This is a genomic window from Streptomyces sp. NPDC004610 (assembly GCF_040609715.1).
GTDB lineage: Bacteria > Actinomycetota > Actinomycetes > Streptomycetales > Streptomycetaceae > Streptomyces.
The window spans coordinates 93729-119530 of record NZ_JBEXLA010000019.1 but is presented as its reverse complement, the minus strand read 5'-3'; the positions used below and the strand labels follow the sequence as shown (position 1 = coordinate 119530).

The 25802-nt window shown below is 72.1% G+C and carries 21 protein-coding genes and 2 pseudogenes; 7 read left to right on the top strand and 16 right to left on the bottom strand.

From position 1 onward, the window contains the following. Nucleotides 1-396 precede the first annotated feature (396 nt). Nucleotides 397-1233, bottom strand: a pseudogene (locus ABZX40_RS22040) (YihY/virulence factor BrkB family protein); the annotation flags it as partial. Nucleotides 1234-1549: 316 nt separating this feature from the next. On the opposite strand from ABZX40_RS22040, the gene ABZX40_RS22035 reads away from it, so the two are divergent. Further along, nucleotides 1550-2305, top strand: a complete 756-nt coding sequence (locus tag ABZX40_RS22035) for an SDR family NAD(P)-dependent oxidoreductase (RefSeq protein WP_355740937.1) — start codon at nt 1550-1552, stop codon at nt 2303-2305. Between the two features lie 34 nt (nt 2306-2339). Here the strand turns inward: ABZX40_RS22035 and ABZX40_RS22030 are convergent, their stop codons facing one another. Further along, nucleotides 2340-2921: a 2'-5' RNA ligase family protein gene (locus tag ABZX40_RS22030; RefSeq protein WP_355740777.1), complete on the bottom strand. Its 582-nt coding sequence runs from the start codon at nt 2919-2921 to the stop codon at nt 2340-2342. A gap of 250 nt (nt 2922-3171) precedes the next feature. Continuing rightward, nucleotides 3172-4185 (bottom strand): tryptophan--tRNA ligase, encoded by a 1014-nt coding sequence (gene trpS / locus ABZX40_RS22025; protein WP_355740779.1) that lies wholly within the window; start codon nt 4183-4185, stop codon nt 3172-3174. Nucleotides 4186-4550: 365 nt separating this feature from the next. On the opposite strand from trpS, the gene ABZX40_RS22020 reads away from it, so the two are divergent. The 3 genes from ABZX40_RS22020 (at nt 4551) to ABZX40_RS22010 (ending at nt 7026) form a co-directional block, all read left to right on the top strand. After that, nucleotides 4551-5153 (top strand): RNA polymerase sigma factor, encoded by a 603-nt coding sequence (locus ABZX40_RS22020; RefSeq protein WP_355740781.1) that lies wholly within the window; start codon nt 4551-4553, stop codon nt 5151-5153. Beyond that, nucleotides 5146-6138 (top strand): hypothetical protein, encoded by a 993-nt coding sequence (locus ABZX40_RS22015; protein WP_355740783.1) that lies wholly within the window; start codon nt 5146-5148, stop codon nt 6136-6138. Before ABZX40_RS22020 ends, ABZX40_RS22015 begins: the two co-directional genes overlap by 8 nt. A 117-nt stretch (nt 6139-6255) precedes the next feature. Beyond that, on the top strand, nt 6256-7026 hold the full coding sequence (locus ABZX40_RS22010; protein ID WP_355740785.1) for a hypothetical protein: 771 nt from the start codon (nt 6256-6258) through the stop codon (nt 7024-7026). A 121-nt stretch (nt 7027-7147) separates the two neighbouring features. Here the strand turns inward: ABZX40_RS22010 and ABZX40_RS22005 are convergent, their stop codons facing one another. Beyond that, nucleotides 7148-8599, bottom strand: a complete 1452-nt coding sequence (locus ABZX40_RS22005; protein WP_355740787.1) for a glycine hydroxymethyltransferase — start codon at nt 8597-8599, stop codon at nt 7148-7150. A gap of 374 nt (nt 8600-8973) precedes the next feature. Between ABZX40_RS22005 and rocD the strand changes: the two genes are divergently transcribed. Then, nucleotides 8974-10209 (top strand): ornithine--oxo-acid transaminase, encoded by a 1236-nt coding sequence (gene rocD / locus ABZX40_RS22000; protein WP_355740789.1) that lies wholly within the window; start codon nt 8974-8976, stop codon nt 10207-10209. 169 nt (nt 10210-10378) lie between these two features. Here the strand turns inward: rocD and ABZX40_RS21995 are convergent, their stop codons facing one another. From ABZX40_RS21995 to ABZX40_RS21975, 5 genes and pseudogenes are all read right to left on the bottom strand, one after another. Further along, on the bottom strand, nt 10379-11062 hold the full coding sequence (locus tag ABZX40_RS21995; protein WP_355740791.1) for an alpha/beta hydrolase: 684 nt from the start codon (nt 11060-11062) through the stop codon (nt 10379-10381). Between the two features lie 221 nt (nt 11063-11283). Continuing rightward, the gene (locus tag ABZX40_RS21990) at nt 11284-13524 is read right to left on the bottom strand and encodes a helix-turn-helix domain-containing protein (RefSeq protein ID WP_355740793.1); all 2241 of its coding nucleotides are present in this window, start codon (nt 13522-13524) and stop codon (nt 11284-11286) included. A 268-nt stretch (nt 13525-13792) separates the two neighbouring features. After that, the gene (locus ABZX40_RS21985; RefSeq protein WP_355740939.1) at nt 13793-14113 is read right to left on the bottom strand and encodes a glutathionylspermidine synthase family protein; all 321 of its coding nucleotides are present in this window, start codon (nt 14111-14113) and stop codon (nt 13793-13795) included. Further along, nucleotides 13999-14721: pseudogene (locus ABZX40_RS21980) on the bottom strand (glutathionylspermidine synthase family protein); the annotation flags it as partial. The gene ABZX40_RS21985 and the pseudogene ABZX40_RS21980, both read right to left, overlap by 115 nt. A gap of 230 nt (nt 14722-14951) precedes the next feature. After that, a complete protein-coding gene (locus ABZX40_RS21975) occupies nt 14952-16427 on the bottom strand; it encodes a PLP-dependent aminotransferase family protein (protein ID WP_355740795.1) in 1476 nt (491 codons plus the stop codon). Nucleotides 16428-16582: 155 nt separating this feature from the next. On the opposite strand from ABZX40_RS21975, the gene ABZX40_RS21970 reads away from it, so the two are divergent. Both ABZX40_RS21970 and ABZX40_RS21965 read left to right on the top strand, forming a co-directional pair. After that, nucleotides 16583-17026, top strand: coding sequence for a carboxymuconolactone decarboxylase family protein (locus ABZX40_RS21970; protein WP_355740941.1), 444 nt, complete (start codon nt 16583-16585; stop codon nt 17024-17026). Next, entirely contained in the window at nt 17023-17469 is a 447-nt protein-coding gene (locus tag ABZX40_RS21965; RefSeq protein WP_355740797.1) for a carboxymuconolactone decarboxylase family protein, read from the top strand. The genes ABZX40_RS21970 and ABZX40_RS21965 overlap by 4 nt, the downstream gene beginning before the upstream one ends. Nucleotides 17470-17547: 78 nt before the next feature. Here ABZX40_RS21965 and ABZX40_RS21960 read toward each other — a convergent pair whose 3' ends face one another. From ABZX40_RS21960 to ABZX40_RS21930, 7 genes are all read right to left on the bottom strand, one after another. Continuing rightward, complete coding sequence (locus tag ABZX40_RS21960) at nt 17548-18318, bottom strand: hypothetical protein (RefSeq protein ID WP_355740799.1); 771 nt, start codon at nt 18316-18318, stop codon at nt 17548-17550. A gap of 296 nt (nt 18319-18614) precedes the next feature. Continuing rightward, complete coding sequence (locus ABZX40_RS21955; protein ID WP_355740801.1) at nt 18615-18998, bottom strand: hypothetical protein; 384 nt, start codon at nt 18996-18998, stop codon at nt 18615-18617. Further along, nucleotides 18988-20658: a hypothetical protein gene (locus tag ABZX40_RS21950; RefSeq protein WP_355740803.1), complete on the bottom strand. Its 1671-nt coding sequence runs from the start codon at nt 20656-20658 to the stop codon at nt 18988-18990. The genes ABZX40_RS21955 and ABZX40_RS21950 overlap by 11 nt, the downstream gene beginning before the upstream one ends. Nucleotides 20659-20902: 244 nt before the next feature. After that, the gene (locus ABZX40_RS21945; protein ID WP_355740805.1) at nt 20903-21892 is read right to left on the bottom strand and encodes a malate dehydrogenase; all 990 of its coding nucleotides are present in this window, start codon (nt 21890-21892) and stop codon (nt 20903-20905) included. Nucleotides 21893-22341: 449 nt separating this feature from the next. Next, nucleotides 22342-23706 carry a DUF2690 domain-containing protein gene (locus tag ABZX40_RS21940; RefSeq protein ID WP_355740807.1) on the bottom strand — a complete coding sequence of 455 codons (1365 nt, stop codon included), beginning with the start codon at nt 23704-23706 and terminating at the stop codon, nt 22342-22344. Nucleotides 23707-24176: 470 nt separating this feature from the next. Then, nucleotides 24177-24722 carry a DUF3017 domain-containing protein gene (locus tag ABZX40_RS21935; protein ID WP_355740809.1) on the bottom strand — a complete coding sequence of 182 codons (546 nt, stop codon included), beginning with the start codon at nt 24720-24722 and terminating at the stop codon, nt 24177-24179. Further along, on the bottom strand, nt 24712-25566 hold the full coding sequence (locus ABZX40_RS21930; RefSeq protein ID WP_355740811.1) for a bifunctional methylenetetrahydrofolate dehydrogenase/methenyltetrahydrofolate cyclohydrolase: 855 nt from the start codon (nt 25564-25566) through the stop codon (nt 24712-24714). Before ABZX40_RS21930 ends, ABZX40_RS21935 begins: the two co-directional genes overlap by 11 nt. Between the last annotated feature and the right edge of the window lie 236 nt (nt 25567-25802).

Below are 25802 nucleotides of genomic sequence, written 5' to 3'. Positions count from 1 at the left end.
ACGTGGCCGGGGCCTCCAGGAGGGTCGGAGTGCCGTCAGGGCGGAGTGCCACCAGCGCCGGAGCGCCGGCAGGCGGTGGGGTCAGTTCCGGTCCTTCTGTGGGTCCGGGCCGCCTGGCTCGTCTTCGCCTCCCGGTGACACCTGGCCGTCCCTCGGGCCGTCGTCCGCGACCCCTTCTTCCGTCCGCTCTGACGCCTCCGCGTCGCCCTTCCCCGGGGCCTCCTCGGGCACCTCGGCCCGCCCAGCCCTCTCAGGCACCTCGGCCCGCCCCGTGCCAGACGCCCCCGCCCCCGCGGATGCCTCCGCCGTCCCCGTCCCCGCCGTCCGCACCCCCTCCGACACCCCTTCCGCCTCCCCCGCCTCACCAGCGACCTCCGCACCCTCCTCCCTCCTCCCCGTAGCCGTCCAAGCCGCGCAGAACAGCACCAGCTTCGCTGTGAAGTTGATCCAGAGGAGCAGGGCGACCGGCACACCGAAGGCGCCGTACATGCTCTTCGCGGCGACGCCCTGGATATAGCCGCTGAGCAGCAGCTTGAGGAGTTCGAAGCCGACCGCGCCGATCAGCGCGGCCTCGATCAGCCGGCGGCGCGGCGGTTCGACGCCGGGCAGCAGGGTGAGGACGTACAGCAGGAGCAGGAAATCCGCGAGGACGGCGATGGTGAACGCCGCCGCGCGCAGCAGCACGCTGCCCCAGCCCGCCTCGTCGATGCCGAGCCGGTCGACGATCCAGCCGACCAGCGCCGAGCCGACGGTGGAGGCGGCGACGGTGATCAGCAGCGCCCCGCCGAGCCCCAGCAGGACCCCCGCGTCCTTGCCCTTGCGCAGGACCGGGTTCTCGTCGGCGTCCGGCAGCTCCCACACCGCGCGCAGACAGTCCCGGGTGGAGCCGACCCAGCCGATGCCGGTGAGCAGCAGCACCGCACCGGCGACGAGACCGACGGTTCCCGCGTTGTCGACCAGGCCGCCGATGTTGAGCTGGTCGGAGATGCCGGGCACCTGGTCGGCGATCTTCTCCTCCAGCTCGGCCCGCCGACTGTCGCTGAGCGCGGCTGCGGCAATCGCGGCGACCACGGTGAGCAGCGGAAACAGTGCGATGAAGCTGATGAACGTCACCGCCGCGGCCAGTCGCGTCCACTTCACCCGGTCGAGGCGCTCGTACGACTGCCAGGCGTGCGTGGTCATCAGGCGCGCGATGATCGGCCCGATCAACGGGAGCTTTTTCAGCCAGTCCATGATCCGACTGTGCCCCTGTTGTGGCCGCCCGATGTCCGAGCACGCCGAAAACGCGCCACCCGAACTCAGGCGCCGCGGACTGCCCTACGCACCGCACAACACACCACACAACGGACCGCACAACGAACTGCACCACGGACCGCACGACGAACTACACAACCAACTGCACCACGGACCGCCGACATCCCACTAATCACCCGTTTCGGGGAGGGTCGTCACGGATCACCGCGTCGACCAACTGAACTCCGGCATATAGGGCGATACGGTCACCGACATGCTTGCCGACACCGCGCGCCTCCCCGTCTTCCGGAGCCTCATGAGGGAACACCCCGACCTTCCCCGGTCCCTGCTCGTCCTCGGCGGCACCTCCGGGATCGCACTCGCCACCGCCCGCCGGCTGATCGCCCGCCGCACCCGCACCGTATGGCTCGCCGGACGCCCCTCACCGTCCCTGGAACAGGCGGCCCAGGAGCTGCGCGCGCTCGGCGCGGAGGTCCGTACCGTCCCCTTCGACGCCCTGGACCCCGGCTCCCACGAGGCCGTGCTCGGCAAGGTCTTCGCGGAGGGGACCGTCGACATGGTGCTGCTCGCCTTCGGCGTCCTCGGCGACCAGGCCCGCGACGAGCGCGAACCCCTCGACGCCGTGCGGGTCGTCCAGACCAACTTCACCGGCGCGGTCTCCGCGGGCCTGATCAGCGCCCGCGCCCTCCAGGACCAGGCGCACGGCTCCCTGGTCGTGCTCTCCTCCGTCGCCGGGGAGCGCGCCCGGCGCTCGGACTTCATCTACGGCGCCGGAAAGGCCGGCCTGGATGTCTTCACCCAGGGCCTGGGCGACGCCCTCCACGGCACCGGCGTCCACGTCATGGTCGTCCGCCCCGGATTCGTCCGTACGGGATCCACCGCCGCGCGGGAGCCGGTTCCCCCGGTGACCACCCCGGAAGCCGTGGCCACGGCCATCGAACTGGGCCTGCGCCGCCGTTCGGAGACCGTATGGGTACCGGGCGCGCTGCGGATGATGATGGCGGCGCTGCGGCATCTGCCCCGGGCGGCCTACCGGAGACTGCCCCTGTGAGGCGCGGCGCCTGAGACCCGCCCCCAGGGGGCCGTCAGTGCGCGGGCAGCGTTCCCCGCTCGGCGGGTGCGGACGCCTGCGGCGGGACCACGGGGGCACCGAAGGCGAACTCCCGGAGCTTGCGCCACACCCCGTCCGGGCCCTGCTCGTAGAGGGCGAACCCGGTGCAGGGCCAGAGTGCCTCGTAACCGGACAGCTCCTCGAAGGCGCGGTCCATGGCGGCCTCGTCGATCCCGTGCGCCACCGTCACATGCGGGTGGTACGGGAACTGCAGCTCGCGCGCGACCGGCCCGGACGCGTCCCGCACCTGCTTCTGGAGCCACGCGCAGTCGTCGGCCCCCTCGACCACCCGGACGTACACCACCGGGGAGAGCGGGCGGAAGGTGCCGGTGCCGGACAGCCGCATCGGGAAGGGCCGCCCGGTGGCCGCGACCTGGACGAGATGCGCCTCGATCGCCGGGAGCAGCGCGGCGTCCACCTCGGTCGGCGGCAGCAGGGTGACATGGGTGGGAATACCGTGCGCCGCGGGGTCGCCGAAGCCCGCGCGCCGCTGCTGGAGCAGGCTGCCGTGAGGCTCCGGGACCGCGATCGACACGCCGATCGTTACGGTCCCCACGTCGTCTCCTGTCGTCGTGCCGGACATGCCGGCTGTGCCGGATACATCGAGTACACCTGTGCGCCGCGCCCCCGGCGGTTGCCCCGTACCCGCCCGGCTCCACGGTCCCCACGCGCGCGGGTGGCCACTGGCGCGGCCATCCGGATATCGACTGTACGACCACGGCGGGGCCCTGGGCAGGCGCAGGCATGGTGATATGCAGCGCTGTACGGGGGTACGGGGCACACGCCCCGCTCACCCGGCGCCCGGCTCAGTGCTTGGCCGGAAGAAACCCCACCCGGTCGTACGCGGAGGCCAGCGTCTCGGCGGCCACCGCGCGGGCCTTCTCGGCGCCCTTGGCCAGGATCGCGTCCAGCGTCTCGGGGTCGTCCAGATACTGCTGGGTGCGCTCCCGGAACGGTGTGACGAAGTCGACCATGAGCTCGGCGAGGTCCGTCTTGAGCGCGCCGTACCCCTTGCCGACGTAACGCTTCTCCAGCTCCTCGATGTCCGTGCCGGTGAGGGTGGAGTGGATGGTGAGGAGGTTACTGACACCCGGCTTCTGCTCGGCGTCGTAGCGGATCACGGTGTCGGTGTCGGTGACCGCGCTCCTGACCTTCTTGGCGGTGGCCTTGGGGTCGTCGAGCAGATTGATCAGGCCCTTCGGCGTGGACGCCGACTTGCTCATCTTGATCGACGGGTCCTGGAGGTCGTAGATCTTCGCCGTCTCCTTGAGGATGTACGGCTTCGGAACGGTGAACGTGGCGCCGAATCGGCCGTTGAACCGCTCGGCGAGGTCCCGGGTCAGCTCGATGTGCTGGCGCTGGTCCTCGCCCACCGGCACCTCGTTGGCCTGGTAGAGCAGGATGTCGGCGACCTGGAGGATCGGGTACGTGAACAGGCCGACGGAGGCGCGGTCGGCGCCCTGCTTGGCGGACTTGTCCTTGAACTGGGTCATCCGGGACGCCTCGCCGAAGCCGGTGAGGCAGTTCATGACCCAGGCCAGCTGGGCGTGCTCGGGGACATGGCTCTGGACGAAGAGCGTGCAGCGCTCGGGGTCGAGACCGGCGGCGAGTAGCTGCGCGACGGCCAGCCGGGTGTTCGCCCGCAGGTCCTTCGGGTCCTGCGGGATCGTGATCGCGTGCAGGTCGACGACCATGTAGAACGCGTCGTGGGTCTCCTGGAGCGCCACCCACTGGCGGACCGCGCCGAGGTAGTTGCCGAGATGGAACGAGCCTGCGGTGGGCTGGATCCCGGAGAGCACGCGGGGACTGTCAGAGGCCATGCCCACCATTCTCTCAGGTACGCGGGACCGATCAGAATCAGGCCACGGGCCGTTCGGCGGGCGGGTGGGGGGTGGGGCGGGGCGCGGTCTTGACCAGGGGAAACGGGGTGCGGCGGCCGTCGTCGGGCGCTCTCCGTCGGCCGGGGCGGGGCGCTTGCCGCGGGGCGCTGCCGCGCGCCCCTCTGCCCCGGGGCGTGCGCCCCCTGCTCCGCTTCTTCTCTCGGCCTTCTTCGCTCGGCCTTCTCTCTCCGCCTTCTCTCTCTGCTTCTTCTTCTCTCCGCTTCTTCTCTTCTCTGCTGCTTCTCTCTCCATGATTCGTCCCGGCGAGATGGGAACCGATCGGCGGTGGGCGGTGTACCAAGAATGTGAACACGCGGGAGGGGGTCCGCATCGTCGATGAGGCCGCGGTGATCGCCCGCGTACGCGCCGGAGAGCCGGAGGCGTACGCGGAGCTGGTCCGTGCCCATACGGGCATGGCCCTGCGGGCGGCAGCGGCACTCGGAGCGGGTGCGGACGCGGAGGACGTGGTGCAGCAGGCGTTCGTCAAGGCGTACTGCGCGCTGGGCCGGTTCAAGGACGGCTCGGCGTTCAAGCCCTGGCTGCTGTCCATCGTCGCCAATGAGACGAGGAACACAGTGCGTACCGCGGCCCGGCAGCGCACGCTCGCCGGTCGCGAGGCGGCCTTCGTGGAGGCCGAGCCGTTGATACCGGAGTCGGCGGACCCGGCGGTGGCGACGCTGGAGAGCGAGCGCCGTGACGCCCTGCTGGCGGCGATGGAGCAGCTGAGCGAGGAGCATCGGCTGGTCGTCACGTACCGGTATCTGCTGGAGATGGACGAGGCGGAGACGGCCCAGATCCTGGACTGGCCCCGGGGCACGGTGAAGTCCCGGCTGAATCGCGCGCTGCGCAAGCTGGGCCGACTGCTGCCGGACTTCCGGCCCGGGAGGGGAGGTGAGGAGCATGCGTGAGCCCGGACATATGGAGGACCGGGGGGGAGGGGACGACGGTGGGGGTCCCGCCGATGGCCGGATGCGCGGGGTGCGCCGGATGCGCGGGGTGCGCGGGGTGCGCAGAGGGCAGGGGGTGCAGGGGGTGCAGGGAGTGCAGGGGGTACGCCGGGTGCCGTCCGGGTTGCCGGAGGAGTTGCGCTCGCTCGGCCGCTCCCTGGACACCCATGGGCCGGACGCGTCGGAGTCGATGGTCGAGCGTGTCCTGGGGCAGATACTCGCCGAGCATCTCGCCATCGAGGCCCCCGAGCCCCCGGGACGCGGCGACCGGGTGCGGGACGGCCTGCGCGCGGCCCGCCGCTGGACGCGGCGGCGCCGGCGCTCGCTCACCGCGACGCTGTGCGCCCTGCTGGCGGTGCTCGCCCTGACTCCACCGGTACGGGCTGCGGTCCTGGACTGGTTCGACTTCGGCGGGGTCGAGGTGCGCTACGACCCGTCCGCGCCGGCGCCGGATCCGGCGCAGGTGCCCGGCTGCGGTGCCTCGGTCTCCCTGGCGGAGGCCGAGCGGCGCTCGGGCTGGCAGCCGCTGGTCCCCGAGGCGCTGGGCGCGCCGGACGGGGTGGCGGTCACGGCCGAGCGGGACCGCAGATTCCTGCTGACCCTGTGCTGGCGCGAGCCGGGCGGGACGATCCGGCTGGAGCAGGACATCGGGGTCCTGGACCTGGGCTTTGTGAAGCAGGTGAGGGACGAGCCGGAGTGGATCCCCCTGGGGCCGCCGACGGACCCGGACGGCACTTCCGCGCTCTGGTTTCCAAAGTCGCATGAGCTGACCTACCAAGTGCTGGCCGCCGACGGCGACCGCTTCTCCCGGGAGACCCGCACGGCGGGGCCGACCCTGCTGTGGACGCATGACGCGGGCGCGCGGCACTTCACCCTGCGGCTGGAGGGCGTGGCCGCGCGGGATCGGGCGGTGCGGATCGCGGAATCACTGCCGGCACCCGAGTGACATCCGGCCAAAAAAGTGGGCGGGGAGATGGGAACCCGAAGGGGTCGGGCGGTGTACCAGAAGTGAGAGGCGGCCCGGAGGCGGGCCGTACGGAAACCGTCCGGATGGGGGTTGGGGATGCAGAGCAGGTGGAGAGGGAGGGTTCATGAACTGACCGCCGCCGTCGGGGCGTTGGCGGCAGCGCTGGTCCTGATGCTGTGGGCGGCGCCGAGCGCTTCGGCGGGTGGCCCGACCAGTGTGCTGATCGTCTCGCCGCAGAGCATGGAGGCGACGGCGCTGTACGCGATGGACCGGAGGTACATGGAGCTGGAGAGGTTCGTGAGCACGGAGGGCGGGGGCTCGGCCGACCCGCCGCCCGCGGTGAGCGAGGCCGGCACCCGCCAGATCAATGTCACCTGGATGGCGCACGACATAGCACCGCACCGCCTGGACCGGCTCTTCCTCACATCGAGCACCCGAGATGTCTGGGTCCACACCGTGGCCGACCCGGCCTCCGGTAGCGGCGTCTGGCATCTGGCCAGTCATACGGAGCGGCTGCGGACGCTGCTCAAGGAGCTGGGTGTGATGGGCGAGGTCTCCCCCGACGGATCCTCCGGTGTGTTCCCCGCCCCGGTGGGCGACGCCCCCGACGCGGGCGGTGTCCAGGAACCGGCCGCCGAGCCGACGCCTGAGCCGACGCCCGAGCAGACCGCGGGCTCGTCACGACCGGTCGCGGCGACCGCGGCTGCCGACACCGAGGACTGGTGGTGGGCCCTTCCGGGCCTCGCCGCCGGAGCGGTCCTGGCCCTGGCCCTGCGCCCCCTGGCGCTGCGCCTGCCGGGCGTGGTCGCGACGGCCCGGCTGCGCCGCAGCGAGGAGGGGCCACGACAGGAGCTGCGGGACAGATGACCGCCCGCCCGGGGTGGTGCGGCTCCCCGGGGGAGAGCCGCAATCCGGGGGGGCCTCACCCCCGCCCCGCCCGGCGGTACCGCGACCGCGCGGGCGGGGTGGGGGAGGGCGGGCGGGCGGGTCAGCCCAGGTCGATCTCGGGGTAGAGCGGGAACCCGGCGACGAGATCGGTGGCGCGGTGGGAGATCTCGTCGGCGATCTTCGGGTCCAGGATGTGCTGGGCCTTGGAGGGGGCGCCCTTGCTGGTGGTGCCGGGCTCGGTGGTGGTCAGTACCCGGTCGATCAGGGCGGCGACCTCGTCCATCTCGGCGGTGCCGAGGCCGCGGGTGGTCAGGGCGGGGGTGCCGATGCGGATACCGGAGGTGTACCAGGCCCCGTTGGGGTCGGAGGGGATGGCGTTGCGGTTGGTGACGATGCCGGAGGAGAGCAGGGCCGCCTCGGCCTGGCGGCCGGTGAGCCCATAGGAGGTGGCGACATCGATCAGATTGAGGTGGTTGTCGGTGCCGCCGGTGACGAGGGTGGCGCCGCGGCGGATCAGGCCCTCGGCGAGGGCGCGGGAGTTGTCGACGATGCGCTGGGCGTAGTCGCGGAAGGAGGGCTGACGGGCCTCGGCGAGGGCGACGGCCTTGGCGGCCATGACATGCGGGAGCGGACCGCCGAGGACCATCGGGCAGCCGCGGTCGACCTGGTCCTTGAGGGAGTCGTCGCAGAGCACCATGCCGCCGCGCGGGCCGCGCAGCGACTTGTGGGTGGTGGTGGTGACGATCTGGGCGTGCGGCACAGGGTCGAAGTCACCGGTGAGGACCTTGCCGGCGACCAGGCCCGCGAAGTGGGCCATGTCGACCATCAGGGTCGCGCCGACCTCGTCGGCGATCTCCCGCATGATGCGGAAGTTCACCAGGCGGGGGTAGGCGGAGTAGCCGGCGACGAGGATCAGGGGCTTGAACTCGCGGGCGGAGGCGCGCAGGGCCTCGTAGTCGAGGAGGCCGGTGGCGGGGTCGGTGCCGTAGGAGCGCTGGTCGAACATCTTGCCGGAGATGTTGGGGCGGAAGCCATGGGTGAGATGGCCACCGGCGTCGAGGGACATGCCCAGCATGCGCTGGTTGCCGAAAGCCTGGCGGAGTTCGGCCCAGTCGGCGTCGGTGAGGTCGTTGATCTGGCGGACGCCGGTCTTCTCCAGGAAGGGGGCTTCTACACGGTCGGCGAGGACGGCCCAGAAGGCGACGAGGTTGGCGTCGATACCGGAGTGCGGCTGGACATAGGCGTGCCGGGCGCCGAAGAGTTCGCGGGCGTGTTCGGCGGCGAGGGACTCGACGGTGTCGACATTGCGGCAGCCGGCGTAGAAGCGACGGCCGACGGTGCCCTCGGCGTACTTGTCGCTGAACCAGTTGCCCATGGCGAGGAGGGTCGCCGGGGAGGCGTAGTTCTCGGAGGCGATCAGCTTGAGCATCTCGCGCTGGTCGTGGACCTCCTGGCCGATGGCATCGGCGACGCGGGGTTCGACGGCACGGATCACATCGAGGGCGGCGCGGAACGCGGTGGACTCGGTGGGCAGGGGCTGCTGGTCGGACATCTCGGCCTCCGGGTGGCGCGGCTTGACGCGGACACGGTTCACGGTTCGGCCCAGGCGCACGGCACTCGCTCGGCAGCTCCGCGGCGGCGATACGCCCCTGCGGTTCTGCCGGGGCCGCTCCCCGATGGTCGGTCCCATCCCAGCACGCCAGTCACGGCCCGCGGCCAGCCTACCGGCGCCGGGGAGGGCGCAGGCCCCGACGTCCACCATGCGGGCGAGCCGGACCCGCGGCAGACCGGCGGGGGAGAAAGCGCCCGGCGGAGACGGCCGGTGGCCCAACGCTTCTCAAGGAGTGAGGGCCGGCCGACGATCCCGATAGGAGCCGAGGTCGTCTTCCGGAGGTTGGTATGTGTCCGACACCGCCGTTGCCCCCCATGTCGTCCCTGTCGTCCCCTGGTTCTCCGGGGTCCCGTACGCAGGAGCTGATCGCCGCCGCCGAGGCGCACAGCGCGCACACCTATCACCCGTTGCCGGTGGTGGTGGCCGACGCGGACGGGGCGTGGATGACGGATGTGGAGGGGCGGCGCTATCTGGATCTGCTGGCCGGGTACTCGGCGCTCAACTTCGGGCACGGCAACCGGCGACTGATCGAGGCGGCGAAGGCGCAGCTGGGGCGGGTGACGCTGACATCGAGGGCGTTCCATCACGACCGGTTCGCGGCGTTCTGCCGGGAGCTGGCGGAGCTGTGCGGGATAGAGCTTGTGCTGCCGATGAACACCGGGGCGGAGGCGGTGGAGACAGCGGTGAAGACGGCACGGAAGTGGGGGTACCGGGTGAAGGGGGTGCCATGGGAGATGGCGAAGATCGTGGTGGCCGCGGACAACTTCCACGGCCGTACGACGACGATCATCAGCTTCTCCACGGACCGGGCGGCGCGGGCGGACTTCGGGCCGTACACGCCGGGGTTCGAGATCGTGCCGTACGGGGATCTGGCGGCGATGCGCGGTGCGATGACGGAGAACACGGTGGCGGTGCTGCTGGAGCCGATCCAGGGGGAGGCGGGGGTGGTGGTGCCGCCGGAGGGCTATCTGGCGGCGGTGCGGGAGCTGACGCGGGAGCGGGAGGTGCTGTTCGTCGCGGACGAGATCCAGTCGGGGCTGGGGCGGACGGGAAGGACGTTCGCCTGTGAGCACGAGGGGGTGGTGCCCGATATGTATGTGCTGGGGAAGGCGCTGGGCGGGGGGATCGTGCCGGTGTCGGCGGTGGTGTCGAGCGCGGAGGTGCTGGGGGTGTTCCGGCCGGGGGAGCACGGATCGACGTTCGGCGGGAATCCGCTGGCGTGCGCGGTGGCGCTGGAGGTGATCGCGATGCTGCGGTCGGGGGAGTTCCAGGAGCGGGCGGCCGGGCTGGGGGCGTTTCTGCACGGGGAGCTGGCCGGGCTGGCGGACGGCGGTGCGATCACGGCGGTGCGGGGGCGCGGGCTGTGGGCGGGGGTGGACATCGCCCCGCGGCACGGCACGGGCCGGGAGATGGCGGAGCGGCTGATGGACAGGGGGGTGCTGGTGAAGGACACCCATGGGCACACCATCCGGATCGCCCCGCCGCTGGTGATCGGCCAGGAGGATCTGCGGTGGGGCCTGGACCAGCTGAGAGCGGAGCTGACGGCGTAGGCCCGTCCGCGCTGTCACCGGGGACGACGGCACCGGCGTGCGGCGAGGGCGCACGGCTCCGGACCCGCCCCGCGGCCGGCCCGCCTCGAACCCTCACCGGGACACACCGATCGGCGGTGCCGACGCCACCCCCGTAGCGTCGGCACCGCCCCTCCAGCGGGCGCCGGTACTAGCCTTCCGCGGCGCCCGCGATGACCGCCGCGACCGTGGCCGGGCGGGAGATGTAGACAGCGTGGCTGCCGGGGGTCTCGGAGACGGTGGCTCCGGCGCGCTCGGCCATCTCGCGCTGGACGGCCGGGGGGATCATGCGGTCCTCGGTGGCGACGAGGTAGCGGGACGGCTTGGTGCGCCAGGCCGGCTGGGTGACCGTCCCGGCGAGGGCGTCCACGCCCCAGGGGACCTGGGCGTCGGCCATGAACGCGGCCTGGCCGGCGGGCAGATCGGCGGCGAAGGAGTGGGCGAACCGCTCCCGGTCCAGGAGCAGGAACCCGTCGCGGGGCGGCAGGATCGGCGGGACGGGCGCTCCGGGGGCGGGGTTGGCGGTCAGGGTGGCGACGGACTCGCCCTTCTCCGGGACGAAGGCGGCGATATAGACGAGGGCGGCGACCTGCGGGTGGTTGCCGGCCTCGGTGATGACGGCGCCGCCGTAGGAGTGGCCGACCAGGACGGTGGGGCCGTCGAGCGCGTCGAGGACATGGTGGGTGAGGGTGACATCACCGGCGAGGGAGAGTGTGGGGTGCTGGAGGACATCGACGTGGTAGCCGTCGGCGGTCAGCTGCTCATGGACGCCCTGCCAGCCGGAGCCGTCCACGAAGCCACCATGGACCAGCACGATGTTCTTGATTGTCGCCATGGCTGCTCCTGCCCGGAGGGACAGACCCATCGCCTGTCCAACACCATCGAGTCAACCGCCGGACCCCGCTGCGCACCATGCAGAACAGCACGCAGAACTTCACCCACAGGGTCCGCCCCACGCCGTCGCCCGGCCCACCACCGACCCGGCGCACCCCCGCCACCTGGGCCGACCCACCCTCCCGCGCCCTCACACCCTCGCCCACCTCAACTCCCCCGCCCCTAGACCACCTCAGCCCCATCGCCCCCGCTCAGCGCCTCGCAGCGGTCCGCCGCCGTGGCGTCTCCCGTCAGCCGGTAGACCTCCGCCGCTCGCGCATAGGTCAGTCCGCTCTCCTGTGCCCGGTCCTCCAGGGCGAGGAGTTCCGCCAGGGATTCCAGGAACTGGCCCTGGCGGAAGTTGACGTCGAACCGGCCCAGCAGTTCGGTGGCCTCGGTGAGGGCGTCGATGGCCTCGGTCCGCCGCCCCAGCGCCTTCAGACAGTCCCCGTAGTAGCCGAGGGCGTGCGGCCGGGCGAGGACGATGATGCTGGGGGTCATGCCGGACTTCTCGTCGTTCAGCAGGTCGAGCACCTCGCTGTAGTGGACGAGGCCCTCGGCGTGCCGTCCGCTGCCGTGCAGACAGTGGGCGACATTGGTCACACAGGAGGTGTAGGAGTCCATATCGCCGAGGGTCTTGAAGAGATCGGCGGCCTGGCGGGACTCGACCGCGCCCTCGGTGAGCCGTCCCAGATTGCGCAGCGAGATACCCGCGTACTGGTGGGCCCAGGCGATCTGCGCGGTGACCTCGCCGCGGACGGCGATGTCCAGGGCCTGGCGGGCGTAGCTCAGCCCGGTCTCGGGGTCGCCCAGCGGGATCGCGTAGACCCAGGCGACATAGTTGAGCTGGGTGGCGTGCTCGGGCAGATCGCCGAGGGCAGCGGCAGCGGCGGCGCCCAGACTGAACACCTCGTGCCAGTGCGGGGCGTGGATCCAGCGGTCGGAGTACCAGTGCATGGACTCTGCGCAGTCCAGGACCGCCGTGTGACGCCCCTCGGCCGCCGCGGTCCGCAGCGCGGCGAGCCAGTTGTCGGCCTCGGCCCGCAGCCAGCGGTCGGCGTCCTCCAGGGAGGAGAGTTCGAAGAGTTCGGGGTCGGGGCCCTCGGGGCTGCCGTAGGCGGGTTCGAACCAGCGTCCGGCGGTGATGGCCATGTCGAGGAGCCAGGTCGTGGTGCGGTCGGTGACCGCGGCCCGCTCCTCGGCGGACTCCTCCTCCTGGAACCGGTCGCGGGCGAACAGCCCGACCAGGTCGTGGAGGCGGTAGCGGCCGGACCCGGCGTCCTGGAGCAGTCCGAGGTCGACGAGTTCGTCGAGGGCGTCCCAGGAGTCCTCGATCGAGGTGCCGCCGACGACCGCGGCGAGCGCCGCGTCGAAGTCACGGCCGGGCACGGCCCCCAGCCGCCGGAACACCTGCCGCGCGGAGCCGGGAAGCTGCTCGTACGACATGGCGAACGCCTTGGCGATCTTCAGATCGCCGGCCTTGAGCTGGTCGAGGCGGCGGCGTTCGTCGGAGAGCCGGGCGGCGAGGTCGGCGGTGCTCCAGCCGGGGCGGCTGACCAGCCGGTTGCCGATGATCCGCAGGGCGAGGGGCAGTCCGCCGCTGAGCCGGGCGAGCCGGGACAGCGCGGACTCCCCGTCGGCGGTGGAGCGTTCGCCGACGATGCCGGAGAGCAGTTCGGTGGCCTCGGTGAGCTGGAGCGGGCCGAGGGCGAGCCGGCGTACGCCCTCCAGGCCGGCCAGCAGTCGGCGGCTGGTGACCAGGGCGCCCGCAGGGCCGCCGCCCGGCAGCAGGGGCCGGGCCTGTTCCTCCGAGGCGATGTTGTCGAGGACCACCAGGACGCGTTTGTCGCGGAGCTGGGCCCGGTACAGGGAGGCGCGGCCCGCGGTGTCGGCGGGCATCTGCGGCTCGCTGATGCCGAGCGCGCCGAGCAGCAGGGCGAGGGCGTCGTCCACGGGCAGTGGGCGCGGGGACATCCCGAGGAGGTCGAGGAAGAACACCCCGTCGGGGAAGCCGGGCCGCAGGGCGTGGGCGGCGCGCACGGCGAAGGTGGTCTTGCCGAGCCCGGCGGACCCGGTGATCAGCCCGACCAGCGGCACCCCGGGCAGATGCTCGGCGCGCACCAGCTCGTCGATCCAGGCGAGTTCGGCGGACCGGCCGGTGAAGTCGGCAACCGAGCTGGGCAGTTCGCACAGTCCGGTGGGGCGGGTCCAGTGGTCGCGCAGGCGACCGTCCCGGGCGAGTTCGATCAGCTGGCGCCGGTCCTCCTCGGTGAGGGCGAGGGCGTCGGCGATGGCGACGACGGTCCGGTGCTGCGGCCCTTTGCTGCGACCGCGTTCCACATCGGACAGGGTCCGCGCGCTGACCGCGGCGGTCTCGGCGAGCTGTTCCAGCGTCAGCCGCGCGGCCCGCCGGTGCCGGCGCAACAGATCCGCGAGGCTCGGAGGTTCGGAGATGGGGCCACCCCTTCCGGCAATACGATCATTTGACCGGCTTCCCTTCCGGGCAGCGTACTCGCGCGAACACGGAGTGCGCCCGTCCATCTCATCGATCACTTATCGATCACTTGCGGATCACATGGGGATCACATGGTGTGAATCGCGCGGATCACGCTCGCCGCACCCTCTTACGGCAGGATCATATGCGCCAGAAACCGGGCATACCCACCCGTCACCAGCCCCTCCGACTCATGACTCACGACTCACGACTCCCGTATCCCGAGCCCGCCGACTCCCCCTCGACCACCCACGCCCCCAGCACCACCCGGTTCCCGTCGAAGTCGGGCAGGGACGCCAGCTCCTGACAGCAGAGAGGCCCGTCCGGCACCGAACGCCCCGCATCCCCCACCCATGCACCGACACCCCCGCCCCCTCCCTCCCCAGCAGCGGCTTCGCCACATACCCGCTGATGGTGGCCAGTTCGCGCGGCCCATCCAGATACGCCGGCAGCAGCTGCGGATGCCCCCGGATACAGCTCCCAGAGCACAGCGAGCAGCGCCTTGTTGCTGAGCAGCATCTCGGTCTCCTTGAGATACGCGACGTCATCAGATCTTCGCCCAGCTCATCGGCGCTGGAGTGGGCGAAGTACAGCGGGGAGCCCGGCGGCAGCAGCCCGGCCTGGTTCCGCCAGGCGGCGACGAGCCGTTCGTGCATGGAGTCCCACTGACCGGCGCCGGGGAACCGTTCCTCCATCCAGAACCACTGCGGTGAGACCGTCTCCACCAGCGAGGTCGGGGTGTCGGCGTTGTACTCCAGCAGCTTCGCCGGTCCCCGGCCGTCGTGGCGCAGATCGAAGCGGCCGTAGACGAAGGGCTGTTCGGCGCGGCGCCGTCAGGACTCGGCGACCGCGGCAGCCACCCGGGGATCGGTGACGCCGAGGTCGGCGAACCGGCCGGTGGCGACGATGTGCCCGGCCGCGGCGAGACCCATCCGGTGCAGTTCCTCGACGACCTCCTCCAGCGCCTCGACCTCGGCGAGCGAGAAGACGTAGTAGACGCTCTCGTCCCAGTAGGGCCGCAGGGAGTCGTCGGGGTACCGGTCAGCGGATAGATCAGCCCCTGCTCCTCGACGGTCCGCTGCCAGCCCGGGGCGGGGCGGACGGGGCGCGATGGTACGGCGTTCCATGGTGTACGCCGGTTCAGCCGCCGCCGCTGGAGCAACTGCTGGAGCAGCCGAAGCCCCCCGGTCGACGGCCTCGCTGTGGCTGAAGGTGTCGTCGTCGGCGTGGCTGGCGCTGGCATCGGCGTCGTAGTACCAGGCGGCGTCCGCCTGAGCCCCGGTTCCGGCGGTAATGAGCCTGCGACCAACAACCGTGCAACCAGCCCTCCTCCAAAGGGAACTGACGTGCGAATACCCTACGGCAGCGCCCGGCACAGCGCCTCCAGCGCTCCCGCCCACGCATGGTCCGGTGGGGTGGCGTACCCGACGACCAGCGCGTCCGCCGCGCGGGCCGTGGCGCGCGGATGCCGGAAGCGGGAGAGCCCGAAGACCGAGAGCCCCTGCCAGGCCGCCGCCCGCAGGACCGACTCCTCCGTCCCGGGCGGCAGCCGCAGTACGGCGTGCAGCCCGGCCGCGATCCCGGTGACGGTCACCTCCGGCGCCCGTACGGCGAGCGCGGCGACCAGCGCGTCCCGGCGCCGCCGGTAGCGCTGCCGGGCGGCCCGTACATGACGGTCGTAGGCCCCGGAGAGCAGGAACTCGGCGAGGGTGAGCTGTTCCACGACCCCGGTGGCGCTGCTGCCGATGGTGTCGGCGACCTCGGTCACCAGGTCGGGCGGCAGCACCAGCCAGCCGAGCCGCAGTCCGGGGGCGAGGGACTTGCTGGCGGTGCCGAGATAGACCACCCGGTCCGGGGCCAGGTCCTGGAGGGCACCGACGGGCTGGCGGTCGTAGCGGAACTCGCCGTCGTAGTCGTCCTCCAGGACCAGGCCGCCGGTCCGCCGCGCCCAGTCGGCCAGGGCGGCACGGCGCTCGGGCGGCAGCGCCAGCCCGAGCGGGAAGGAGTGCGCGGGGGTGAGGAGCACGGCCCCGGAGTCATCCGGCCCGCCGCCACCACCGCCGCCGCCGCTACCGGCATCACCGCCGCGGACGACCGTGCCGAGCCGGTCGAACGGCATCGGACGGGTCGTCAGCCCGGCCCGCTCGACCAGGTTCCAGTGCGCGTCGAGCCCGTAGGACTCCACGGCGAGGGTGTCCAGACCGCGGCGGCGCAGCACCTGCGCCAGCAGGCCGAGGCCATGGGCGAAGCCGGAGCAGACGACGATCCGCTCCGGGTCGGCCCGTACGCCCCGGGCGCGGGCGAGATAGCCGGCGAGGGCGGTCCGGAGTTCGGGTCGCCCGCGCGGGTCGCCGTAGCCGAAAACCTCGTTCGGGGCGTCGGTCAGGGCGCGGCGGGCGGCCTTGAGCCAGGCGGCGCGCGGGAAGGAACCGAGGTCGGGCGAGCCGGGTTCCAGGTCGTGGGCGGGACGGCCGGGGGTGCGCGGGGTGACCGCCCGGCGGCCGGGGGGTGCGGGTACGGGACGGTCGGCGACCCGGGTGCCGGAGCCCTGCCGGGCGGTGAGCCAGCCCTCGGCGACCAGATCGGCGTAGGCGTCGGCGACGGTGTTGCGGGCGATCCCGAGATCCACGGCGAGGGTGCGGGAGGACGGCAGCCGCAGCCCGGGGGCGAGCCGCCCCGTCCGGACGGCCTCGCGCAGCGCGTCCGTCAGCCCCCGGCGCAGACCGGCGCCGCCGGAGGGCGCCAGATGCAGATCGATCCCGAGCCCACCGGAGGGCTCCCGCCCCGCCGCCGGACGTACCTCGGGACCCGAATTGGCCCACTCCTTCTCCATGAAAATGGACCATACCCCCGGGCCGCACCACTCATAGGCTCCAACCCATGACCACCGAAACCGCCACCGGTACCAGGAACGAAGCCGCCACCGGTACCAGGAACGACACCGGCACAGAAGTGACCTACGCCCCGGAGATCCCCCAGCGTCTGAGGATGGCCGAGCTGGCGCCCGAGGTCTACAAGGCGATGATCCGGCTGGACACCGCCGCCAAGCGGGGCCTGGACCCCACGCTCCACCACCTGGTGAAGATCCGCGCCTCGCAGCTCAACCACTGTGCGTTCTGCCTCGACATGCACAGCAAGGACGCCCTCGCGGACGGCGAGAGCGTGGAGCGGATCATCGCGCTCGCCGCCTGGGACGAGTCCCGGCACTTCTACACCGAGAAGGAACTCGCGGCGATCGAGCTGACCGAGGCGGTGACGGTCCTCACCGACGGTTTCGTCCCGGACGAGGTCTACGAGCGGGTCGCGCCGCACTTCGAGGAGGGCGAGCTGGCCCAGCTGATCGCCGCGATCACGGTGATCAACGCCTGGAACCGGATCGGGGTGACCACCCGGATGACCCCGGGCCACTACCGCCCGGCCGGCTCCCGGTGACCGCCCGCAGCACCGCGCTGGACGCGCAGGTCCGTACGGCGATGCAGTCGGTCAGCGCCGCCGCCAAGCGCGGTCTGGGCGACCCGGCACTCGCCGAGCTGGTCCAGATCCGGGCCTCGCAGCTCAACCACTGCGCGTTCTGTCTGGACATGCATCTCGCGCTGGCCCGTCAGCACGGGGTGCGGGAGCGGCAGCTCGATCTGCTGGCCGCCTGGGAGGAGTCCGGCCCGGAGTTCGACACCCGGGAGCGCGCCGCGCTGGCCCTGACGGAGGCGATCACCGTCCTGACCGACGGTTTCGTCCCGGACGAGGTCTACGAGGAGGCGGCCCGCCACTTCGACGGCCCCCGGCTCGCCCATCTGATCGCCCTGATCACGGCGATCAACAGCTGGAACCGGCTGATGGTGACCCGCCGCATCCCTCCGGGCAGCACGGACTGGTGACCCCGGAGGGACGGCCGGCCACGAGCGGACCGCTGACCTCGAACGGACCGCGGACCCCGGAGGGCGCCGAGCCCGCCCTCACCCGCACAGCCCGTCCGGCGAGCAGAACCACTCCACCCCCGCCTCCATCAGCTCGAACTCGTCCTCCCGCCCGTCCGAGTCCCGCCCATAGGCGGCGATGGCGTACCCGCCGCCGTTCATCGCGCTGAACCGGGCGTCCACCACATGCCAGGTCCCCACATCCGGCTCGTCACCGATCGAGTCGGCCAGGTATTCGAGCCGCGCTCCGGTCACCCGGGAGGCGGTCAGCTCCTCGAAGGAGAGTTCCCGGTAACCGTCCGGCTTGAGGGTCTCCGCCGACCGGAACAGCGCGAAGGAGTCGTCCGGCACCACCTCGGCGATCTCGAACACCTGGACCCGCCGGTCCCCTTCCGGGGAGCGGTAGTTCACCACGTCGAAGCCGTACTGCGACGGCTCGGCGTCCCGCTCCCACCCTTGAGGCACGGCGATCCGGAACCCTTCGGGATCGACGACGACCTCATAGCCGGAGGGCGGCGGGGAGGGGGAGGGGGCGGAGGAGGAGGCACCGGCGGTGGGAGGGGAAAGGGAGGAGGAGGGGGAAGGAGAGGCGGCGGAGGGATAGCCGGATGCGGCCGTCTCCGTACCTCCGTCCGTCCCCATACCTCCGTCCGTCTCCAGACCTTCGTCCGTCCCCGGCAACACCGACTCGGAGGAGCCGTACCCGGACCCCGCCTCGCCGCCACCCCCCTCCCCCGACTCATCCGGCCCCCGGACCAGCATCATCACCACCGTCACCCCGACGACCACCACCCCCGCGACTACGGCCACCCCCAGCCGGGACGGCTCGCGCCAGAAACCGGCGAACCCGACAAAGGGGCCATCAGAGGCCGCTCGCGGCGGCCCCAGCCCATCCGGCACCAACGCATCCGGCCCCGCCTCAATCCCGTCCCGCCCCGGCACCGGCACCGGATTCGACACCGGCACCGGACTCGACATCGGCATCGGCATCGGCATCGGCATCGGCGGCAAAGACACCCGAGCCGTCGACTCCCCCGCCCCGTCCTCCCACCGCTGGGTGTCCTCGTTCCAGATCCGCCGGTCGGAAGGCCCTTCCCCCGGGCCCGTCACAGCAGCCCCGCCACCGCCGTGGCCACCGCTCCCGCCGACGCCAGCAGCGCCATCAGCGCCTCGGAATCGGTGAGCAGTCGCCGCAGCCGCTGGAGCCGGGTCCGCTCCACCGCGCCGGTACGGTCGATCTCCTCCTCGGCCCCGGCGAGTTCGGCGTCCAGCGCGGCGGTACGGTCGTCCGCGCGGACCCGGGTGAGATCGGCGCGCAACTCCCCGATGGCCGACAGCAGTTCGGCAACCGCCGGATCACCGGCCCCGGCACCGGCCCCGCCATGGTGGCTCTCGGCGTGCGCATGGCTGCCGATGGCGAAGGTGCTGCCGGAGACATCACCGATGCGGACCGTCGGTTCACCCTTGCTCGTCCCACCCTCAGTCGTCATCGCCGTCGGGTCCCTTCTTCGTCATGTTCCCCGTCGTGGAGTGGGCCTGGGCCCGGTCGCCGACCGCGAAGGTGCTGTCCCGGACGGACCCGATGTGGACCCCGCCGTTGCTGATGTTCACGACCTTCTGGACGAACTCGCCGGTGCGGTAGCCGTGCGCGGCGAGGGCGGCCTTCACGCCCTCGGCGATACGGTCCTGGATGCTCTTGAGATAGCGGTCGACGTCCATCTGCTGGAACAGCGATCCCGTGGCCGCGGAGCCCAGTTCGCGGACGGACACCGCGGGGCCCTCGGGCAGGGCGGCACCATGGCCGCCGGTGAGCGTGGCCCAGCCGTGGGCGGCGCCCCGGGCGAGGGTGACCAGGGACCGTACGGCCGAGCCGGGAACCTGTCCGACCGCCCAGGCCGCCTTGGCGACGGCGTTGATGCTGCGGAAGCGGTGGGCGGCGCGGTCGGCGTCCTTGAAGTCGGCCCGGATCGGCTGGAGGACATGCGGGGCGATCTCCAGCATCAGCATCCGCCCCTGAGTGTGGACCCGGACGAACACGGTGACGACGAGTTCCTCCTCCCAGCCGCCGACCCGCACCCGCAGAAAGTGGCGGCGCTTCTCGGCGCCCTCCTCGACCGCGCGGGTGCGGTGGCGTTCGAATTCCTCGGCGCCGAAGGGGGCGTCCACGCGCCGCCGGAGCCCCTCGGCTGGCAGAAAGACACACTCGTCGATCTCCAGCCGCCGCAGCCGGTCCCGCCCGGCGTCGCCCGCGTGCTCGGCGGGCACCCGGAGCGCGGCGAGCAGCGGCTCGACGGTGTCGAGGACGATCCGGTTGCCGAGCGGCCGGGCCGCCCCGTCCTCCTCCGGCCGCAGTTCGACGGCCAGCACCCAGGTGTCGTGGGCGGCGCCCGCCCCGCAGAAGGGACGGGCCTCGTGGTACATGATCAGCGGCTTGTGCTGCTCCAGCCGGATACGGTCCCTCAGCCGCCGGAAGCGCTGCCCCTCGGCGCTCTCCGCCGGGTCGGAGACGGCGTCCGGGAACCGCTCCGGCGCCAGTTCGGCGCCCATCACCCGGGCGAACTGGCCGCGCTGCCCGGCGTTGCACACCGCCACCGCCAGCAGCACCACCAGGGCAAGCCAGACCTGGGCCGGCCCGATCTGCCCGTCCCCACCGAACACCGGCGCCGCCGACCCGCCCTCCTCCCCCACGAACAGGACGATCAGGACGGTGATGAACAGGAACACCAGGAAGCAGAACCGGCCCAGCCAGCGCAGGACGAGCGCCACGAACCGGCGCAGCGGAGCGGGATGTTCGGCGGTGCCGCGCACCACACCGGCCAGCGCCAGCACCACCTCGGGCAGCAGATACCCGATCAGCAGCATGTCGGTCACCACCACGCCGACGATCCACAGCGCGACGATGGCGGCGGCCCAGGTCAGTTCCAGACGGCGGGCGCGCAGGGCGTGGGCGAGGACGCGGGCGGCGTCGTGGCCGAGCGAGGGCGGGGCGATCCGCTGCTCGTGGAGATACAGCTCCTCGATCACCCGGTCCCGGTAGGCGGCGCTCAGATAGGTCCCGGCGCAGAGCAGCCGGGTCGCCTCACTGGCGTGCGGCGGGACGGGCGGTGATACGGGCGGCGGCGGCTGAGATGGCGCGGAAACGGTAGTCACACGGCTCCCCCGAGGCGCGGATGATCCAATTGCCCCTAAATAAAGGCAAGTTGAGATGCATCAGCATAGGGGCGCACACCCCGGCACGTACGGCGTACGGACACCCTCGGGCCCGGAAAACACCGGTGACAGGAAAACGTGTGAGGTACCGACGCCCAACGGGCGCTGGGGGTACCCCCTCTGGGGGAGAACTGCGCGACCAGCCCCCACGCGCCCGCGGACGACGAATGCCGAGGAACCGGCGTCAGATCAGACCGAGCCCGCGCACGGCGTCCCGCTCCTCCGCCAGCTCCCGCACCGACGCGTCGATCCGCGCCCGCGAGAACTCATTGATCTCCAGCCCCTGGACGATCTCGTACGCCCCGTCCTTGCAGGTCACCGGGAAGGAGGAGATCAGGCCCTCGGGGACACCGTAGGAACCGTCGGACGGGATGCCCATCGACACCCAGTCGCCCTCGTCCGTGCCGTTGACCCAGCTGTACACATGGTCGATCGCGGCGTTGGCGGCGGAGGCCGCGGAGGAGGCGCCCCGGGCCTCGATGATCGCCGCACCGCGCTTGGCGACGGTCGGGATGAAGTCGTCCGCGAGCCACTGCTCGTCGTTGACGACCTCGGCCGCGTTCTTCCCGGCGAGGGTGGCGTGGAAGATGTCCGGGTACTGGGTCGCGGAGTGGTTGCCCCAGATCGTCAGCCGCTTGATCTCGGAGACCGGGGTGCCGGTCTTCTTCGCGAGCTGGGTGAGCGCGCGGTTGTGGTCGAGGCGGGTCATCGCGGTGAACCGCTCGGCCGGTACGTCCGGCGCGGCGGCCTGGGCGATCAGGGCGTTGGTGTTGGCCGGGTTGCCGACGACCAGCACCTTGATGTCGTCCGCGGCGTGGTCGTTGATGGCCTTGCCCTGCGGCTTGAAGATGCCGCCGTTGGCCTCCAGCAGGTCACCGCGCTCCATGCCCCTGGTGCGCGGACGCGCGCCGACCAGCAGGGCGACATTGGCACCGGCGAAGGCGACGTTCGGGTCGTCGGTGATGTCGATGCCCTGGAGCAGCGGGAACGCGGAGTCGTCCAGCTCCATCGCCGTGCCCTCGGCGGCCTTGAGCGCCGGGGTGATCTCCAGCAGACGCAGCCTGACCGGCACGTCCGCGCCGAGCAGCTGGCCGGAGGCGATGCGGAAGAGCAGGGCGTAACCGATCTGGCCGGCCGCGCCGGTGACGGTGACGTTCACGGGAGTGCGGGTCATGGCGTTCTCCGTATGACAGCTGGCGGTGGGGCGTCCCGGCCCCGGGCGGATGATCGATCTCTTGGCATCAAGACAGATCCAGCGGTCAGGCTATCGCGCATCCCCCGACGGGAACGGCCCGGGTCCTGTGGCCGACGCCACAGCGGCCACCTGCCGCGAACAAGGGGTTCCCCGCCCTGCGGAAGAGAAGGCAGAAGAGAAAGGGGAAGAGAAAGGGGCGGCCGTCCGTCGGGGAGAGGGGGGACGGAACGGCCGCCCTGGCGGGGTCCGTCACCGGATCCCGTGGGGGTACCGTCCGCTTTCCCGGCCTCAGGGCGACCATGCGCACGAGCGTTAACTCGTACGAGTGAATCCCGCCGTCCGCTCACCCGCATACCGGGGCAAACCGGTGATACCGGTCCGCCCCGCGCCGCTCCGTGTTACCGGGTAGACCACCACCGAGTGCGCCGCTACTGGGTGCACCCGGTCTCGCCGGTGGCCAGCGTCGCGCAGGCGACCGCCTTCTCGGCGTCCTCGACCGCGACCATCGGGGTGTACGCGATGGTGTCCCCGGCCTCGGTGATGGTGCCGATCTGCTCGGCGCCGCCCGCGCTGATGTCGACCGCGTCGCCCGTGGTGCCCAGGGTGATCCGGCCCCACGCGGCCTGGCAGGTCTTGCTGTAGCGGACCTCGACGGTGGTGGTGCCGACGACCGCGCTGGCGGTGGTGGTCACCAGATCGCCGCTGCACCCCATGGCCTCGGCGTCCTTGCCCACACAGCTCGCCCCGCTGCACTCCACGCCCGGCGGAAGCTCGACGCTGGCGGTGACGGTGGGGCTGGGCTTGGGTTCGGTGCCCTCGTCCGCGGTGTCGCCGCCCCGGGTCAGATAGAACGCCCCGGCGACCACGACCAGCACGCCCACGACCCCGGCGAGGAACATCGTCACCCGCCGCTTACCACCCCCGGACCCGGACCCGTGGCGCCCGCCCCGGGACGGCTCCCCATACGCCCCGGCACCCGCACCCGCACCCATACCCATCCCGGTCCCTGCCAGCGGCGACCCCGACGGCGGTGTGGCCGCCCCCTCGGGCCTGCCCTCGCGCACCCCGGAACCGGGCCCGCGCACGCCGGTGCGCGACGGCCCCTGGTACCCGGCCAGCCGCCACGAGTTCACGGCGTCCTCGGGCCCGTCCGACGACGAACCGGAGGAACCGGACGGCTGCTCCGGCCCGGACGACGACGTCCGCTGCGGCCCAGACGTCCCCGCCGGACCCGATGGTCCTGCCTGCCCCGCCTGCCCTGTCCGTCCCGCCTGCCCTGCCGGTCCCGATGGTCCCGACGGCCGCTGCGGCACCGTCGGCGACACCCCCGCCGGTCCGGCGATCCCCGGTGTCACAGCCGGTCCACTCGGTCCGCTCGGCCCACTCGATCCGCTCGATCCCGGTCCGTCGTTCCTCCGGGCCGACCGTCCCTTGGCCTTGCCGGGCTGGGCGCCGAACTCGCTGAGCGCGGCTCGGGCCTGGGAGATCCGGATGGCCTCCATGGTCATGTCGTGCCGCATCTCGGAGCGGCTCCAGGCGCGCTCGGCCAGCTCCCACATGGTGGTCAGATGGACCGGATTGGTGCCGGTGACCTCGGCCAGGGCGACGATCGCGCCCTTGGGCGCGAGCAGCCGTCCATTGAGATAACGCTCCCAGGACGTCTTGCTGTATCCCGTGCGGTCGGCGACGGCCGCGACGTTCAGACCGCTGCGGTCCACGAGCCGGCGCAACTGGCTGGTGAACTCCCTGATCTGTGGATCGAGTTCATCGGGCAGTGCCTTCCAACGAGGCATTGCGCTTCCCCCTCTTCCCCCCGGTACGTGCTGGTTGTTCCCCGCGTCGCTGCCCCGCGTTGTTCGCCCGCGTCGTTCCCCCCGCGCGAGATGCCCCGGTGCCGAGCCCCGGTCTGGACTACCCACGGGGATGCGCCGGATCAGGATCTCAGTTTCCCGGGGTGGGGGCGCACGGGAGCACGGGGCCCGCGGGCATGCACCGTCGCACGCCCGAAGACCGGTGGTCCAGTCTGCACTCACGAGCTACCGCACGAACAACCGCGGAGCGTCTGGGACGCCCCGGTTCATCACATTAACCCGTCAGCAGATTAGCTTCACGGCGCGCGCACACCGTAGCGGAACGGTCACTTCCGTGCCACAGGTCCCGGACAGCCGTTGAAGGGGCCGTTCCGGTGCGACAGCGTGGGCGCACCGGCGGTCCGTCCTTCATCGGGGGTGAGGACGGGCCGCCGCCGGAACGGCCCCCGGGGCTACTGGTCGACCGTGAAGTGCAGGGTGTCCTTGAGGAACGGGATCTCCAGCCAGGGCTTCGGCTGGGCCATCATCGCCAGCAGCACGATCGACAGCCCGAGCACCCCGTAGGTGACGATGTCGGTGAAGCGGGAGCGGACGGCGAGCATGCCGACGCCGGGCAGCACGAACCGCAGGACCGCCCCGGCCAGCAGCCCGGCGCCGATCAGCAGCGTGCCGTAGCGGAAGACGTCGAGGGCGGTCAGCAGCAGGCCGAGGCCGACGAGGGACAGCACCGTGAGCATCGGCCACTGGCGGGCCGGGGCGGGGGCGTCGCCGCCGGCCGCCCGGCCGCCGCCCTCGGGGCGGGCGGTGTCCCGGGTGAACAGGGGGAAGCGCCGGGTGGTCCGGCGCGGCCGGCCCTCGGCGTCGGGGGCGCTGACCGCGTCGGTCGCCGCGGGCTCCTCGTACTCGGCGGCGGCGGCGCCGGTGCCGGAGTCGGCGCCGGGCTCGACCTCGGACTCCGACTCGGCGCGCTGCTCCTCGGTCCTGCCGTCAGCCGACACTGCGCTCCGCCGCCTCGACCACGTTGACCAGCAGCTGGGCCCGGGTCATCGGGCCGACCCCGCCGGGGTTGGGGGAGAGGAAACCGGCCACCTCGGCCACATCCGGATGGACATCGCCGACGATCTTGCCCTCGGCGCTGCGCGAGACCCCGACGTCCAGGACGGCCGCGCCCGGCTTGACGTCCTCGGCGCGCACCAGATGGGCGGAGCCTGCGGCGGCGACGATGATGTCGGCGCGCTTGAGGTGGGCGGCGAGATCGCGGGTGCCGGTGTGGCACTGCGTCACCGTGGCGTTCTCGGTGCGGCGGGTGAGGAGGAGGGGCATCGGACGGCCGATGGTGACCCCACGGCCCACGACGACCACCTCGGCGCCCTTGATCTCCACGCCGTAGCGGCGCAGCAGGGTCAGGATGCCGTTGGGGGTGCAGGGCAGGGGGGCGGGCTCGTTGAGGACGAGACGGCCGAGGTTCATCGGGTGGAGTCCGTCGGCGTCCTTGTCCGGGTCCATCAGCTCCAGGATCCGGTTCTCGTCGATGCCCCGGGGCAGCGGGAGCTGCACGATGTAGCCGGTGCACTCGGGGTCGTCGTTCAGCTCGCGGACGGCCGCCTCGATCTCCTCCTGCGTCGCCGTGGCGGGCAGCTCGCGCTGGAGGGAGGCGATACCGACCTCGGCGCAGTCGCGGTGCTTACCGGCGACGTACTTACGGCTGCCGGGGTCGTCCCCGACCAGGATCGTGCCGAGGCCGGGCGTGACGCCCTTCTCCTTCAGCGCCGCCACGCGGACGGTCAGATCGGACTTGATCGCGGCTGCGGTGGCCTTGCCATCGAGAATCTGGGCGGTCATGACCCCATCCTCCCGGATGACCGCCCCTCTGTTCCAATCGCCGATCCTCCCAAGATCGGTGATGTTGCACTTGCACAACACATCCCGCCCGCGGCTGGACAATCCCGCCAGGGCTGAAGAACGATGTGAGACACAGTGCCGCGGGCAGTACCGGGGGGACGAACCGCTTTCTGTGACTCCTTCTCCTCCACACCGTGCCGCCGCGCGTCGTCCCCGCACAAAGCGACAACGGAGGA

Excerpts from the sequence above, each read along its gene's own strand:
- ABZX40_RS22035 (WP_355740937.1), top strand. The coding sequence starts at position 1,550 with ATGAGGGAACACCCCGACCTTCCCCGGTCCCTGCTCGTCCTCGGCGGC.
- trpS (WP_355740779.1), bottom strand. The coding sequence starts at position 4,185 with ATGGCCTCTGACAGTCCCCGCGTGCTCTCCGGGATCCAGCCCACCGCA.
- ABZX40_RS22015 (WP_355740783.1), top strand. The coding sequence starts at position 5,146 with ATGCGTGAGCCCGGACATATGGAGGACCGGGGGGGAGGGGACGACGGT.
- ABZX40_RS22010 (WP_355740785.1), top strand. The coding sequence starts at position 6,256 with ATGCAGAGCAGGTGGAGAGGGAGGGTTCATGAACTGACCGCCGCCGTC.
- ABZX40_RS22005 (WP_355740787.1), bottom strand. The coding sequence starts at position 8,599 with ATGTCCGACCAGCAGCCCCTGCCCACCGAGTCCACCGCGTTCCGCGCC.
- rocD (WP_355740789.1), top strand. The coding sequence starts at position 8,974 with ATGTCGTCCCTGTCGTCCCCTGGTTCTCCGGGGTCCCGTACGCAGGAG.
- ABZX40_RS21995 (WP_355740791.1), bottom strand. The coding sequence starts at position 11,062 with ATGGCGACAATCAAGAACATCGTGCTGGTCCATGGTGGCTTCGTGGAC.
- ABZX40_RS21985 (WP_355740939.1), bottom strand. The coding sequence starts at position 14,113 with ATGCTGCTCAGCAACAAGGCGCTGCTCGCTGTGCTCTGGGAGCTGTAT.
- ABZX40_RS21975 (WP_355740795.1), bottom strand. The coding sequence starts at position 16,427 with ATGGAGAAGGAGTGGGCCAATTCGGGTCCCGAGGTACGTCCGGCGGCG.
- ABZX40_RS21970 (WP_355740941.1), top strand. The coding sequence starts at position 16,583 with ATGGCCGAGCTGGCGCCCGAGGTCTACAAGGCGATGATCCGGCTGGAC.
- ABZX40_RS21955 (WP_355740801.1), bottom strand. The coding sequence starts at position 18,998 with ATGACGACTGAGGGTGGGACGAGCAAGGGTGAACCGACGGTCCGCATC.
- ABZX40_RS21945 (WP_355740805.1), bottom strand. The coding sequence starts at position 21,892 with ATGACCCGCACTCCCGTGAACGTCACCGTCACCGGCGCGGCCGGCCAG.
- ABZX40_RS21940 (WP_355740807.1), bottom strand. The coding sequence starts at position 23,706 with ATGCCTCGTTGGAAGGCACTGCCCGATGAACTCGATCCACAGATCAGG.
- ABZX40_RS21930 (WP_355740811.1), bottom strand. The coding sequence starts at position 25,566 with ATGACCGCCCAGATTCTCGATGGCAAGGCCACCGCAGCCGCGATCAAG.